Below are 13,783 nucleotides of genomic sequence, written 5' to 3' on the forward strand. Positions count from 1 at the left end.
GGGCGGCCGGCTAACACCCGGCCCGTCCCCGCGCCCCCGGCGGGCCGGGCCCGGCCCGCGTGCCCTCCTCGGAACGGGCCTCCTGGCGTCCGTATGCTGAAACCATGAGCACACCTGCGTCCTTCGATCGCGGTCACACCGACGATCTGATGTCGTTCCTCGCCGCCAGCCCCTCGCCGTACCACGCCGTGGCGAACGCCGCCGCCCGGCTGGAGAAGGCGGGATTCCGGCAGGTCGAGGAGACCGCCGAGTGGGACGCGACGCCGGGCGGGAAGTACGTGCTGCGCGGTGGCGCGATCATCGCCTGGTACGTGCCGGACGGCGCCGGCCCGGCCACCCCGTACCGGATCGTCGGCGCGCACACCGACTCGCCGAACCTGCGGGTCAAGCCCGTCCCGGACACCGGCGCGCACGGCTGGCGGCAGATCGCCGTCGAGCTGTACGGCGGGACGCTGCTCAACACCTGGCTCGACCGCGATCTCGGGCTCAGCGGGCGGCTGACCCTGCGCGACGGGTCGACGCGGCTCGTCAACGCCGACCGGCCGCTGCTGCGCGTGCCGCAGCTCGCCGTGCACCTCGACCGGAGCGTCAACGCCGACGGGCTCAAGCTCGACAAGCAGCGCCACATGACGCCCGTCTGGGGCCTGGGTGACCCGCGGGAGGGCGACCTCGTCGGCTTTGTCGCCGAGGAGGCGGGCGTGCCCGCCGGAGACGTCGCCGGGTGGGACCTGATGGCGCACAGCGTCGAGCCGCCCGCCTATCTGGGCCGGGACCGGGAACTCGTCGCGGGGCCGCGCATGGACAACCTGCTGTCGGTGCACGCCGGGACCGCCGCGCTCACCGCCGCCGCGGAGGCCGGTACCGAGTCCGGCCGGGTCTGCATCCCCGTGCTCGCCGCCTTCGACCACGAGGAGAACGGCAGCCAGTCCGACACCGGCGCCGACGGGCCGCTGCTCGGCAACGTCCTGGAGCGTTCCGTCTTTGCGCGCGGCGGCTCCTACGAGGACCGGGCACGCGCCTTCGCCGGCACCGTCTGCCTCTCGTCCGACACCGGCCACGCCGTCCACCCCAACTACGCCGAGCGGCACGAACCCGGCCACCACCCGATGCCCAACGGCGGGCCGATCCTCAAGGTCAACGTCAACCAGCGGTACGCGACCGACGGCACCGGCCGCGCCCTCTTCACCGCCGCCTGCGAGCGGGCGGGCGTGCCCTGGCAGGCGTTCGTGTCCAACAACTCGATGCCCTGCGGCACCACCATCGGCCCGATCACCGCGGCCCGGCACGGCATCACGACGGTCGACGTCGGCGTCGCGATCCTGTCGATGCACTCCGCGCGGGAGCTGTGCGGTGCGGAGGACCCGTATCTGCTGGCGAACGCGGTCCGGGCGTTCCTGGCGGGATGACGGCTCGGCGGGATGACGGCTCGGCTGCTTGGCTGCTTGCCGGGTTGCCGGGTTGCCGGGTTGATCGGTTGGCGGGTCAACGGCTTTGGCGCTTCGGCCGGTTGACGGGTTGGCCGGTTGACGGGTTGGCCGGTTGACGCGTTGGCCGGTTGGCGGTCGCGCGGCTCCTGTCGGTGCCCGCCCGTAGCCTCCCGGTGTGACTTCACTGATCCAGTCGTACGCCTACTTACACGCGTCCGCCGTGCGCGAGTCCGCCGCCGGGCGCAGCCTCGCGCTGGAGACCTCCGGCGGTGCCTCACCGGCCGGTGCGGAGGCCAACCCGCTGTTCTTCAACGGCTTCCTGACCGCACCGTCCGCCGCGGCGGCGGCGGCGTTGCTGGCGGTCGCCGGCGTAGCGGCCGGCCGCTACCACCGGCCGCGGCCCGCGAACTCGCCGGACCCGGTCGTCACGGCAGGCGGCGACCGGCTGCGGACGGAGTCCTGACGAAGGAGCCGGCACGGTGAATCCGATCGGACTGGCGGAGGCCGGTGACGTCCCCGGGGTCTTCCGGGAGCTGGCCGGACTCACCCCGGAGCAGCGCGCCTCGTTCGCCGCGGACCTGGACGCCCGGTTCGAGGCGACGGGCACGGGGGACTGGCTGGACCTCCGCCACGAGCAGCAGGTCGCCCTGTCCGCGGCCCGGCTCGCCTGCCAGGGCACCCCCGAAGCAGCGGCGGCGTGCCTCCTGACGTCCACGGTGGCGCCCGCCGGTCTTCGCCTGACGCCCGGCCACCCCCGCGCTGTCGCATGGAGGTTCGGACTCCGGGTACCCGGTGCGTACGAAGAAGCCCAGAGCGAAGGCCTTCAGGAGGCGGATCCCATGGGTATCGGCGGATGCATCGGTCTGCTGGCGGTAGGTGGCATCCTCACCTTCGCCGTGGACTGGGACATAGCCGGAGTCAACCTCGACCTGGTCGGCCTCATCATGATGGCGGTCGGCATCATCGGGCTCGCTGCCTACGTGAGCATCCTCAAGCGGCGCCGCGTGCAGCCGCCCGCACCGGGCGCCCCGGTGGTGGAGGTGGAGGACCACAACCGCTACTACAGGTGAGCCGCGTCCGGCTCGCCCACACCGGGCCGAGAGCCGGACCGGGCAACCGGCCCGGCCGACGGGACCGGGCAGTCGGGCCGGGCAGCCGGATCACGCAGCCGGATTAGGCTGTCTCGGACCGGCAGTCGGACCCGTAACCGGAACGGGCAGTCGGACCGGGCAGTCGGACCATCATCCGTCCGAACAGCCGGACGGCCGGCGGATCAACAGCCGGCCCGGACTTCCGGCCCCGAACTGCCGGTCCCAACCACGGTCCCGAGCACCGGTCCCAAGCACCGGTCCCAACTGCCGGTCCGGACACCCGGATCGACGAGCGGTCGTCCCCGCGGCGGGGCGGCCGCTCGCGTGCGTCCGGCGCGACCGTGACCCGCTCATGTCCCACCGTCGTCCCGAATACGTGTGGGACGGCGGGCGTCGGAGCAGGTCAGCGGCTCGTGCCTCTGAGACGTGCAACGGGACACCGGATATCGGGGCACGGTGCCCGGGTGCGGGTAAGGATGGGCCTGCCGCCGGGAACAGCACAGGCGTCCGGCGGTGCGTTCCGACCCACCCCCCACACCGAAGGACGCACACATGTCTGCGAAACACGCCCTGCCCCGCCGGGCCGGTCTGTCCCTGGCCGCCCTCGCGGTCGGCGGCGCCACCCTCTTCGGCGCCACCGCGCTCTCCCCCGGTACGGCGGACGCCGCCGCGCCGGTCTCACACGCCGCAACCTCGACCGCAGCGGACGTCCGGCCCGCCGCCGCCATCACCCGCGCCCAAGTGTTGGAGCGGGCCGCGACCTGGCTCACGGCCAACGGCGGCAGCCAGGTGCCGTACAGCCAGAGTTCCGTGTGGTCCGACGGTTACCGGCAGGACTGCTCCGGCTACGCGTCCATGGCGCTCAACATCTGGAAGCCGGGCCACAACACCGTGACCCTCGCCGAGCAGCGCAACCTGACCACGCCCATCGCCATGAGCGAACTCGAGCCGGGCGATCTGGTCATCGACGCGACTGGTTCCAACACCACCCGGCACGTCGTCATCTTCGAGAAGTGGACCGACTCCTCGAAGAGTTCGTACGTCGCCTACGAGCAGCGCGGCGGGCACGGCACGGACCACCGCACGCTGACCTACGGCCTCGAAGTCGGCAGCGAGTTCGCCGCCTACCGCCCGGTCAACATCACCGACTGAGGGGCCGGGGCCCGCCGGCAGCGGGCCCGCCGCACGGGGCCGTCGGCACCTCGCCGCGCCCGCGCCCAACGGGGTGCCGGCCGGCGTCGCTGCCGGCCCCGTTGCCGCCGCGTGCCCGCCCGTGCCCACCCGCGTGTCCCCGCCCGTATCCCGGCTCCAGCCGGGTTTTACCGGGCGGGGACGCCTTTTGCGCCGGGCCCGGCTGTGCTGGAATGACCAACCGTGCATGGGACAACCAGTAGGCGGCAGCCGAGGCCCCGCCGCAAACCGCTGGGCCCGCTCCCCGCGGAACTCCCCGGCCCGGTGCGGGACTTCGTCGTCGCGCTGCGCGCCCTGCACGAGGACATCGGGCTCAGCCTGTCCGATCTGGAGTCCCGGCTTCCGGTGAGCCGGTCGACCCTTTCGCGTTATCTACGCGGGCAGACCCTGCCCGACCGGCGGCTTCTCGCGCTGTGGTGCGCGCTGTCGGGCGCCGAGGCACACGGCCGGTGCACGGAGCTGACGCGGCTGCTGACCGTCGCGGAGGACGGTCCGGTGGCGGGACCGGCCCGGGGACCGGGTCCCGGAGCGGGGACGGAGACAGCCGCCGGGGCGGGACCGGCCCGGGGGAATGCTCCCGGGGCCGGAACGGGGGCTGAACCGGCGCAGTGGGCAGCGCAGGAACCGCCGGGGCCGGGCGCGGGTCAGGCTCGGACGTCCGTGCCGGGGCCGGGTCCCGGAGCGGAAAGGGCGATCGCGGCGGGGCCTGCGGGGGCGGGGACGGGGGCGGATGCCGCCGGGGCGGGAGCATCCTCCGGTTCCGGCGCGCACCTCTGTCGCGCTGCCGGTTCCGGTGCCGGTTTCCAGCCCGGCCGCGGTGCCGGTTTCGAGCCCGGCCGCGGTGCCGGTTTCCAGCCCGGGCACAATGCCGGTCTCGAAGAGCCCGGGCACAGTGCCGGTTTCGAGCCCCGGCACGGAAGCGCGGGGGCCGCCTCCGGCCCCGCGGGGGACAGTGCGGCCACCGGGCCGGCGGAAGGTGCGGTGGCGGGTCCGGCGGCCGGTTCCACCGGGGCGGTTTTATCCGTCGGGCCGTACAGGAGTGACGGCTCCGCCCCCGCCGGGTCCGGGCCCGGCGCTCTCCCGGACACCGGGAACGGCCGGGTCGACACGGATGGCGGCCCGGCCCCGTACCGCGACCGGGCCGCCCGGCGCAGACGGGCGCGGTTCCACTTCTGGGCGGGCGTGCTGGCGTCCGCCCTGCTGTCCTCGCTGTGCACGGTCCTCGCCCTGCACGCCGTACCGGAACTGCCGCAGGCCGCCCGGGCACCGGCCCCCGAGCCGTCGGCCGGGACATCGACGCCCGCCGGGCTGCCGCCCGCCCGGACGCTTCCCGTGACCGTGCACAACGCCCAGCGCGACTGCCGTCCGGCGGGCCCCGGTGGCCGTGACCGGCCGGACTGCTCGCTCGGGCTCGCCCGTGACCCGTATCTGCCCTACGACGGCGGGAACGTCGCCGCCCGGGTCCGGCACGGCGACGAACTGCGGGCCGTGTGCCGTGTCGCCGACGGGGTGGAGGTCACCGACGAGGACGGGCGGCACAGCCGCGCCTGGTTCCGCATCGCGTCGGCCCGTGGAGCGGTGTGGCTGCCCGCCGTCCGGGTCCGCCCGGGACAGCCGTCGTCCGGTGACGTGCCCCTGTGCGGACAGCCACGCTGAGGCCCGCCCGGGTGGCCGTACCGACGACTCGGGCCGGGGCGGTGGCGGGGCCCGGACGTGACCCGGACGGTGGCGGGACCCGGACACGGCCGGGACGGAGCGGGACCCGGGCGGGGCGCGGGGACGGAGCGGGACCCGGGCGGGGCGCGGGGACGGAGCGGGGCCCGGAGGGGACGGGGCCGGTGGCGGTGGTGGTGGGGGGCCGGGCGACGAGGACGCCGTACTGGTGACGCGGTGCTGGTGAAGCGGTACTGGTGGCTCCGGTTGAGACCCGGCCGGGGGAGGACGAAGACGCCGTACGCGCGGCCCTGTGTGGCCACGGCACGGGTGGCCGGGAACCCGGCCACCCGATGAGCGGCCCCGAACCCGCGCCCCACGAGCGGCCCGGAGCCCGGCACCTCACGAGCTGCCCGGAGCCCGGCCGCCCACGAGCGGTTCCGGGCAAGGACGCCGCACGGGCCGCCCCACCGGTCCGGGCGGAGTCCGGAACCCGGCGGACTGCGAAACCGGCGGAGTCCGGAACCCGGCGGACTCTGGAACCGGCGGGCTCCGGCACCCCGGCGGACTCCGAAACCCGGCGGCCTCGGACAGCCGAAGGCCGCCAGTCCGCCGCCGACCCGCCGCCGACCCGCCGCCGGCCCGACAAGCCGACAGCCCGCCGGCCCGTCAGTCCGCCAGGCCCGCCAGCACCAGCGGCAGCCGGTCCGCGCCGTCCGCCGTGACGCGTACCGGAACGCCCCAGTCCTGCTGGTGCACATGACAGGCCGGGTATTCGTTCTCCGGTTCGCCCGGGCCGCCGGGTGCGTCGCAGGACGCCGCCATCGCGGAGACGTGCAGCACGCCCTCCGTCACGCCGTCCGCGAGCACCAGTTCCCGGCTCAGGTCGGTGCCCGTGCCCTCGCCCCCGGCCAGCAGCTCCGGCGGGGTCGAGCTGACGATCATCCGCGTCGACGGGCCGTACCGGTCGTCCAGCTTCTGGCCGGGCGGCGCCTGGAAGACCACGTCGAGCCGGAGCCGCCCCGGCGCCACGTCCGTCGCCGCGCGCTGCGTGCGGTGGGCCACGGACTCGACCCGGACCGCCTCCTCCGGCAGCCGCAGCCGGGTCAGCCGGTGCCGGGCGGACTCGACGACCACGATGTCGCCGTCCGCGAGCACCGCGTCCGAGGGCTCCCGCAGATCGGTCGCGAGGGTCGAGACCTCGCCGCTCGCCGGGTCGTAGCGACGCAGTGCGTGGTTGTACGTGTCGGAGACCGCGACCGAGCCGTCGGGCAGCGCTGTGACGCCCAGCGGGTGCTGGAGCAGCGCCTGACCGGCCGGGCCGTCGCGGTGACCGAAGTCGAACAGGCCGGTGCCGACGGCGGTGCGGACCGCGAAGCCGTCGCTGTCGCGCTCGACCCAGCGCAGCGCGCTGGTCTCGGAGTCGGCGATCCACAGCCGGTCACCGGCCGCGGCGAGCCCGGACGGCTGGGCGAACCAGGCTTCGGCGGCCGGGCCGTCGACCAGGCCCTCGTTGGTGGTCCCGGCGGCGGCCTCGACCGTCTCGGTGGCCGGGTCGTACGTCCAGAGCTGGTGCACGCCCGCCATCGCGATCCACAGCCGGTCCGCGAACCAGGCGACGTCCCACGGCGAGGACAGATCCGTCCCGCGGGCCGGACCGGAGGTGGGCGAGCCCTGCCACCACTGGCGGCCGGTGCCGGCGAGGGTCGTGACCCGGCCGGTGGCCGGGTCGTACGCGCGCAGGGCGTGGTTGACGGTGTCCGCGACGGCGATACGGCCGTCGGGAAGCTGCGCCAGGCCCTGCGGCTCGCTGAAGCGGGCCTCGTCCGGTCCGCCGTCGGTGAGGCCGCGCTCGCCGGTGCCGATGCGGCGGACGACGGTCTCGCCGTCCTCGGCCAGCTCGACCAGGGCATGCCGGGTGGAGTCCGAGACGAGGTACGCCGCGGCACCGCCCGTCGGCACGGTTCCCGGCCGGGCGGCGGAGCCGGCGGGCAGCCGCAGCACCTTGCCCGGGAAGCGGAGGTCGGTGGGGGCGGGCTCGGGGGCGACGTACGGGCCCTCGCCGCGGCGCAGGGTGCCCTTGGCCGCGTGGGTCTCCTCCAGCTCCTGGACGAGCCGCTCGACGGCGTGCGCGTGGCCCTCGCCCGCGTGCTGCGCGACGACGTAACCCTCGGGGTCGATGACGACGAGGGTGGGCCAGGCGCGGACGGCGTACTGCTTCCAGGTGGCCAGTTCGGGGTCGTCGAGGACGGGGTGGTGCACCTCGTAGCGCTCGACGGCGTCGACGACGGCCCGGTGCTCGGCCTCGTGCGCGAACTTCGGGGAGTGCACGCCGATGATCACCACGGTGTCGCGGTGCTTCTCCTCCAGCTCCCGCAGCTCGTCCAGGACGTGCAGGCAGTTCACGCAGCAGAACGTCCAGAAATCCAGAATGACGATACGTCCTCGCAGGTCAGCGAGGGTGTGGGAGATTCCGCCGGTGTTGAGCCAGCCGCCCTTGCCGATCAGTTCGGGGGCGCGGACGCGTGCGTGTGGAGCCATGTCGTCATGCAACAGCATGCGCGTCCCGGACATTCCGCCGGGGTGGCCGGGCACCGGAGCCACAGCCTGAGCCCGCTCCCCAGCCGGGCCCGCTTCCTCAGAGGACGCGGTCCCGGAGCACCGGGAAGTCCGCCCGGGTCTTCGCCACCCTGGCCGGGTCCAGGTCCACGGTGAGGATTTCCTCGTCCTCGCCCGCCTCCGCCAGGACCTCGCCCCAGGGGTCCACGACCTGGCTGTGTCCGGCCTGTTCGACGCCGCCGTGGGTGCCGGCGGAGCAGCAGGCGAGGACGTACGCCTGGTTCTCGACCGCGCGGGCCCGGGACAGCAGGGTCCAGTGCTCGCGGCGGCGGGCGGGCCAGCCCGCGGGGATGACCAGCAGCTGCGCACCGTCGTCCGTGAGCCGCCGGAACAGCTCCGGGAAGCGCAGGTCGTAACAGGTGGCCAGGCCCGCGACGGCGTCCGGCAGGGCGACGGTGGTGACCGACTCGCCGCCGCCCATCATCGTGGCCTCGCCCTTGTCGAAGCCGAATCGGTGGATCTTGCGGTACGTGCGCTCCAGACGGCCGTCCGGGCCGAAGACCAGCGAGGTGTTGTAGAGGGTGCCGTCCCCCGCCCGTTCGACGACGGAGCCGCCGTGCAGCCAGACCGAGGCGTCGGCGGCCGCGGCGGAGAGGACGGCCGCGGTCGGGCCGTCGAGCGGCTCGGCGTACTCCTCGAAGGCCTCGTACGCGAAGGCGCCCGTCGGCCACAGCTCGGGCAGCACGACGAGATCGGCACCGGACTGGGCGCGGACCAGACCGGCCACACGGTCCCGGCGCGAATCCACCGATTCGTACGGATTCACATCGATCTGGAGCAAGGAGGCGCGCAAGGTACCACCACTCTCGGCCGGGCGGCCGTCTCGACGGGCCTACGATCGTCACACGAAAGCACTGCCGGGGTCCCCTCGTGCAGCGTAACTTAACTGCGTGAGCCGGTGGCTCAAGCACCCAGCCCGCGTACGAACCGCCCGAGGGGTCACGTGACCGTCCACCCAAGCCTGCAGACCTACATCGACGCCTGGACCCACTCCATCGAGGCGATATCCGAGCTGGTGACACCGCTCGTCGAGGGTGAGTGGAACCGCGCAACCTCCTGCCCGGGCTGGTCCGTCCGGGACGTCGTGTCGCACATCATCGGGGTCGAGTGCGAGATGCTCGGTGACCCGCGGCCCATCCACACGCTGCCGCGCGACCTCTACCACGTGACCGACGAACTCAGCCGCTACATCGAGGTCCCCGTCGACGTGCGCCGCTGCCACACCGCGCCGGAGATGACCTCCGAGCTGGAGTACACGATCATCCGCCGGTCGCGGCAGCTGCGGAACGAGTCCCGGGACCCGGAGACGATGATCCGCACCGCGCTGGGCGGCGCGCAGATGACTCTGGAGAAGGCCCTGCGGCTGCGGGCGTTCGACGTCTGGGTGCACGAGCAGGACCTGCGCCGGGCCCTGGACAAGCCGGGCAACCTGGACTCGCCCGCCGCGCTCGTGACCCGCGACGTGCTGCTGGACGGGCTGGCGAAGGTGGTCGCGAAGGACGCCGGGGCACCGCCGGAGTCGGCCGTCGTCTTCGACGTGCACGGCCCGCTGGAGTTCATGCGGACGGTACGGGTGGACGCGGACGGCAAGGGCACGGTCAGCGGCAGCCCGTCGCTCGGGCCCGCCGCGACGCTGACCCTCGACTGGGAGACCTACTTCCTGCTGGCCTGCGGACGCGCCCGGCCGGAGACGCTCGCGGACCGGATCAAGACCGAGGGCGACCAGGGCCTCGCCCAGGCGATCCTGCGGGAGTTCGCGATCACCCCCTGACCGCCGCCACGACCACGGCCGCCACGACCGCCGCCACCACGACCGCCGCCACGACCACGGCCATCGCCGGCCCGGTCCCACCGGGCCGGACCCGGCACAGCCGCGCCGGGGCCCGGGGCCGTGCCTGCGCGCGATGGCCCGTGCCCGTGCACGTGCCCGGCGGCCTGCGCCCCGCGATCCGCCCGCCGGTCCGGGCGGGGTGGCCTGTGCCCGGCGATCCGCCCGCCGGTCCGTGCCGGGCGGCCTGCACGCTGCGATTCCGCCCACCGGTTCGGGCCCGTGCCCGACGGCCTGCGCCCGGCGATCCGCCCGCCGGTCCGTGCCGGGCGGCCTGCACGCTGCGATTCCGCCCACCGGTTCGGGCCCGTGCCCGACGGCCTGCGCCCGGCGGCCCGCCCGCCGGTCCGTGCCGGGCGCAGAGGCCGCGGGTGTCCGGGCCTCGGTGCAGAGGCCGCGGTGCGGGGCTGTGGCCCAGGGCCCGCGGCGCCGGGGCCGCACCGGAGATTGGCCGGTGCGCGCGGCCGGTGTACGAGCGGCCGGTGTGCGCGCCGCCGTCCGGGACGGGCGTTCCCGGGTGCGCCGCGGGAGATCAGCGATGGGCGGGTACGTGCACCGTCTCCACCCGGCTGGCGACGACCCGTTCCTCCTCGCGCCGGCTCGCGCGGCCCCGCAGGCGCAGGATCTGGCTGACGCCGACCGCCTGGAGGACGAAGACCGAGGCGAAGGCGATCCGGTAGTTCTCACCGGTCAGGTCCAGCAGCACGCCGATCGCCAGCAGCGTCGTCATCGAGGCGGTGAACCCGCCCATGTTGACGATGCCGGAGGCGGTCCCGAGCCGCTCCGGCGGATTGGCCGGGCGGGCGAAGTCGAAGCCGATCATCGAGGCGGGACCGCAGGCGCCGAGGACCGCGCAGAGCAGCAGGAGCAGCCACATCGGCGCGTGGTCGCCCGGCCAGGCGAGCGCGGCGGCCCAGACGACCGCGGTCGCGGCGACGGTGCCCAGGGCCAGCGGCGTACGGGCCCGGTGGTGGCGGGCGATGACCTGCCCGTACACCAGCCCGATCGCCATGTTGCACAGCACGACGAGCGTCAGCAGCTCGCCCGCCGTGGCCCGGGACAGCCCCTGCGCCTCGACGAGGTACGGCATCCCCCACAGCAGCAGGAAGACCATGCCCGGGAACTGGGTGGTGAAGTGCACCCACATCCCGAGCCGGGTGCCCGGCTCCCGCCAGGCGCCGGCGATCTGCCGGCCGACGCCGAAGCGCCGGGTGTCGCCCGCCGGCCGCTCGGGGACGGGCTCAAAGCCCTCCGGGTGGTCCTTCAGGAACGCCGTCACCAGCACGAGCACCAGTACGCCGCCGAGCGCGCTGCCCGCGAATGTCGTCGTCCAGCCCAGGCTGTTCAGCAGCCGGGCCAGCACCAGCGTGGAGACGAGGTTGCCCGCCATCCCGATCAGCGCGGCGACCTGGGCCACGAGCGGCCCCCGGCGGGCCGGGAACCAGCGCGCCCCGAGCCGCAGCACGCTGATGAACGTCATCGCGTCACCGCAGCCGAGCAGCGCGCGCGAGGCCAGCGCCATCGCGTACGACTCGGACAGCGCGAAACCGAACTGGCCGACGGTGAACAGCAGGATGCCCATGGTCAGCACCCGCTTGGTGCCGAGCCGGTCGACCAGCAGGCCGACGGGTATCTGCATGCCCGCGTAGACGAGCAGCTGGAGGATCGAGAACGTCGACAGGGCCGAGGCGTTGATGTGGAAACGTTCCGCCGCGTCGAGTCCGGCGACGCCGAGGCTCGTACGGAAGGCGACGGCGAAGAAGTAGACGAGGACACCGATGCCCCAGACGGCGACCGCCCGGCCGCCGCCGGCGGGCGTCCCTCCGCCGGAGCCGGCGGGACGACCGCCGGGCAGCTTGGGAGTACCGGTCACCGCCCGTCCCCCCGGATCAGCTCCAGCACCCGGCCGACATGGCGGCGGACGACACCCGCGGCCGCCTCGCCGTCTCCGTCGCGCAGCGCGGCGAGGATCGCGGTGTGCTCGTCGATGCTCTTGTCGATCCGGCCCGGGCACTGGTGCATGACCGCCACGCCCATCCGCAGTTGGCGGTCGCGCAGCTGGTCGTAGAGCCGGATCAGGATTTCGTTGCCGGTGCTGCGCACGATCTCGGCGTGGAAGCAGCGGTCGCTGACCGAGAAGGCGGTCAGGTCGCCCGCGGCACCGTGCGCCCGCTGGTCCGCCAGCAGCTCCTCCAGCCGCGCGGCCAACTGCGGGGTCACCGGTACGGCCTTGCGCACCGCGTGCTCCTCGACGAGCAGCCGGGTCTCGACGACATCCCGGATCTCCTGCACGGAGACGGGCAGCACGAGGGCGCCCTTCTTCGGGTAGAGCTTGATCAGCCCTTCCACCTCCAGCCGCAGCAGCGCCTCCCGTACCGGGGTCCTGGAGACCCCCACGGCCTCGGCGAGATGGCCCTCGGTGAGCAGGGTGCCGCCCTCGTAGGTGCGGTCGAGGACGGCCTGCTTGATGTGGGCGTAGACCCGTTCGGTGGCGGGCGGCTGCTTGACGGGGGCGGGCGCGGCGCAAGAGGAGGCTGAAGCCATGGGCGCATCATAGATACAACAGGTATGCGTTCGCCGCCCGGTCCGGGATACGGACGCGGGCGGCGGGTCCGGACGGCGTTCACGGGCGGGACGAACCGGGACACGTTCACGGGCGGGGGTGAGCCGGGACACGTCCGCGGAGGCCGGGCGGGGCCGCTGCCGGCCCGGACGCGAGGGCGCGCGACGCCGGAGGGCCCGGATGCGCACGGCGTCCGGGCCCTCCGGTGCTCTCGGTGCTCTTGGTGCTTCTGGCGCTTCTGGTCCTGGTGCTCCTGGTGCTTCTGGCGGTCCGGGTGTTCGACCTGCTGTCTGTCGTCGTCGGCCCCGGCGACCGCCAGGTCCCGGCGACCACCAGGCCCGGGCGACCGTCGGACCTTGACGGTCGCTGAACCCGGTCGACCGTCCGGCTCAGGCGGCCGCCCGGCTCAGGCCCCCGTCCGGGACAGGCGGCCGCCCCGGCTCAGACGGCCGCCGTCCGGGGCAACGGCCCCTCACGCCCAGGTGATCAGCCGCTTCGGCTGTTCCAGCACCGCCGCGACGTCCGCGAGGACCTTCGAACCCAGCTCGCCGTCGACCAGCCGGTGGTCGAAGGAGAGCGCGAGGGTCGTCACCTGGCGGGGCTTGACCTTCCCCTTGTGCACCCACGGCTGGAGCTTGACCGCGCCGAAGGCGAGGATCGCGGACTCACCGGGGTTGAGGATCGGGGTCCCCGTGTCGACGCCGAAGACGCCGACGTTGGTGATGGTCACCGTGCCGCCCTGCATGGCCGCCGGGGGCGTCTTGCCCTCGCGCGCCGTGGACACCAGTTCGCCCAGCGAGCGCGCCAGTTCCGGCAGGGTCTTGGCGTGGGCGTCCTTGATGTTCGGCACGACCAGGCCGCGCGGGGTGGCGGCGGCGATCCCCAGATTGACGTAGCTCTTGTGCACGATCTCCTGGGCGGCCTCGTCCCACGCCGCGTTGACCTGCGGGTTGCGCCGGATCGCGACCAGCAGCGCCTTGGCGACCAGCAGCAGCGGGTTGACCCGCAGCCCGGCCATCTCCGGGTCCTGCTTGAGATCCTGGACGAGCTTCATCGTGCGGGTCACGTCGACCGTCACGAACTCCGTGACGTGCGGCGCCGTGAAGGCGCTGCTGACCATCGCCTGCGCGGTGGCCTTCCGTACGCCCTTGATCGGCACCCGGGTCTCGCGGTCCCCGGACGGCTGCGGCGCCGGCTGCGCGGCGCCCGCCTCCGGGGTGGCCCCGGCCCGGGGACCGGGCGCCGGCTCGGTACCGGCCGCCGCCGCGTGCACGTCCTCGCGGGTGACGACCCCGTCCGGGCCGGTCGGGGTGACCGCGGCCAGGTCCACGCCGAGGTCCTTGGCGAGCTTGCGCACCGGGGGCTTGGCCAGCGGCCGCGCCACCGACTTCGCGTATCCGTTCAGCCCGGC

General features: G+C 74.4%; 12 protein-coding genes and 1 pseudogene. 8 read left to right on the top strand and 5 right to left on the bottom strand.

All coding sequences use genetic code 11. The features are described from left to right. Window positions 1-104: 104 nt before the first annotated feature. The 6 genes and pseudogenes from GCU69_RS30450 (at window position 105) to GCU69_RS30470 (ending at window position 5,365) form a co-directional block, all read left to right on the top strand. The gene (locus tag GCU69_RS30450) at window positions 105-1,406 is read left to right on the top strand and encodes a M18 family aminopeptidase (RefSeq protein WP_156207808.1); all 1,302 of its coding nucleotides are present in this window, start codon (window positions 105-107) and stop codon (window positions 1,404-1,406) included. 196 nt (window positions 1,407-1,602) lie between these two features. Further along, window positions 1,603-1,890, top strand: a complete 288-nt coding sequence (locus GCU69_RS30455) for a hypothetical protein (protein ID WP_176604680.1) — start codon at window positions 1,603-1,605, stop codon at window positions 1,888-1,890. A gap of 376 nt (window positions 1,891-2,266) precedes the next feature. Beyond that, window positions 2,267-2,497 (top strand): DUF6458 family protein, encoded by a 231-nt coding sequence (locus GCU69_RS30460; RefSeq protein WP_098752819.1) that lies wholly within the window; start codon window positions 2,267-2,269, stop codon window positions 2,495-2,497. Window positions 2,498-3,070: 573 nt separating this feature from the next. Beyond that, on the top strand, window positions 3,071-3,670 hold the full coding sequence (locus GCU69_RS30465; protein WP_156207809.1) for an NlpC/P60 family protein: 600 nt from the start codon (window positions 3,071-3,073) through the stop codon (window positions 3,668-3,670). A gap of 303 nt (window positions 3,671-3,973) precedes the next feature. Then, a pseudogene (locus GCU69_RS34650) lies at window positions 3,974-4,135 on the top strand (helix-turn-helix domain-containing protein); the annotation flags it as partial. 756 nt (window positions 4,136-4,891) lie between these two features. Beyond that, window positions 4,892-5,365 (top strand): hypothetical protein, encoded by a 474-nt coding sequence (locus GCU69_RS30470; protein WP_156207810.1) that lies wholly within the window; start codon window positions 4,892-4,894, stop codon window positions 5,363-5,365. A gap of 666 nt (window positions 5,366-6,031) precedes the next feature. On the opposite strand, the gene GCU69_RS30475 is transcribed toward GCU69_RS30470, so the two are convergent. Then, window positions 6,032-7,903 (bottom strand): NHL domain-containing thioredoxin family protein, encoded by a 1,872-nt coding sequence (locus GCU69_RS30475; protein ID WP_156207811.1) that lies wholly within the window; start codon window positions 7,901-7,903, stop codon window positions 6,032-6,034. A gap of 97 nt (window positions 7,904-8,000) precedes the next feature. Beyond that, complete coding sequence (locus GCU69_RS30480) at window positions 8,001-8,774, bottom strand: carbon-nitrogen family hydrolase (protein WP_098752824.1); 774 nt, start codon at window positions 8,772-8,774, stop codon at window positions 8,001-8,003. A 150-nt stretch (window positions 8,775-8,924) separates the two neighbouring features. On the opposite strand from GCU69_RS30480, the gene GCU69_RS30485 reads away from it, so the two are divergent. After that, complete coding sequence (locus GCU69_RS30485; RefSeq protein WP_156207812.1) at window positions 8,925-9,752, top strand: maleylpyruvate isomerase family mycothiol-dependent enzyme; 828 nt, start codon at window positions 8,925-8,927, stop codon at window positions 9,750-9,752. A 589-nt stretch (window positions 9,753-10,341) separates the two neighbouring features. Here GCU69_RS30485 and GCU69_RS30490 read toward each other — a convergent pair. Then, entirely contained in the window at window positions 10,342-11,682 is a 1,341-nt protein-coding gene (locus GCU69_RS30490; RefSeq protein WP_408055863.1) for an MFS transporter, read from the bottom strand. Then, window positions 11,679-12,353 carry a GntR family transcriptional regulator gene (locus tag GCU69_RS30495; RefSeq protein ID WP_098752827.1) on the bottom strand — a complete coding sequence of 225 codons (675 nt, stop codon included), beginning with the start codon at window positions 12,351-12,353 and terminating at the stop codon, window positions 11,679-11,681. Before GCU69_RS30495 ends, GCU69_RS30490 begins: the two co-directional genes overlap by 4 nt. Window positions 12,354-12,586: 233 nt before the next feature. Between GCU69_RS30495 and GCU69_RS30500 the strand changes: the two genes are divergently transcribed. Next, window positions 12,587-12,742, top strand: a complete 156-nt coding sequence (locus tag GCU69_RS30500; RefSeq protein WP_156207813.1) for a hypothetical protein — start codon at window positions 12,587-12,589, stop codon at window positions 12,740-12,742. Between the two features lie 102 nt (window positions 12,743-12,844). Here the strand turns inward: GCU69_RS30500 and GCU69_RS30505 are convergent. Continuing rightward, window positions 12,845-13,783: dihydrolipoamide acetyltransferase family protein (locus GCU69_RS30505; protein WP_156207814.1), on the bottom strand; the 939-nt coding region annotated here is incomplete at its 5' end.

This window comes from Streptomyces lycii, from assembly GCF_009735685.1.
GTDB lineage: Bacteria > Actinomycetota > Actinomycetes > Streptomycetales > Streptomycetaceae > Streptomyces > Streptomyces lycii.

Coding starts and splice junctions, on each gene's coding strand:
- GCU69_RS30495 (WP_098752827.1), bottom strand. CDS start 12,353: ATGGCTTCAGCCTCCTCTTGCGCCGCGCCCGCCCCCGTCAAGCAGCCG.
- GCU69_RS30460 (WP_098752819.1), top strand. CDS start 2,267: ATGGGTATCGGCGGATGCATCGGTCTGCTGGCGGTAGGTGGCATCCTC.
- GCU69_RS30475 (WP_156207811.1), bottom strand. CDS start 7,903: ATGGCTCCACACGCACGCGTCCGCGCCCCCGAACTGATCGGCAAGGGC.
- GCU69_RS30450 (WP_156207808.1), top strand. CDS start 105: ATGAGCACACCTGCGTCCTTCGATCGCGGTCACACCGACGATCTGATG.
- GCU69_RS30465 (WP_156207809.1), top strand. CDS start 3,071: ATGTCTGCGAAACACGCCCTGCCCCGCCGGGCCGGTCTGTCCCTGGCC.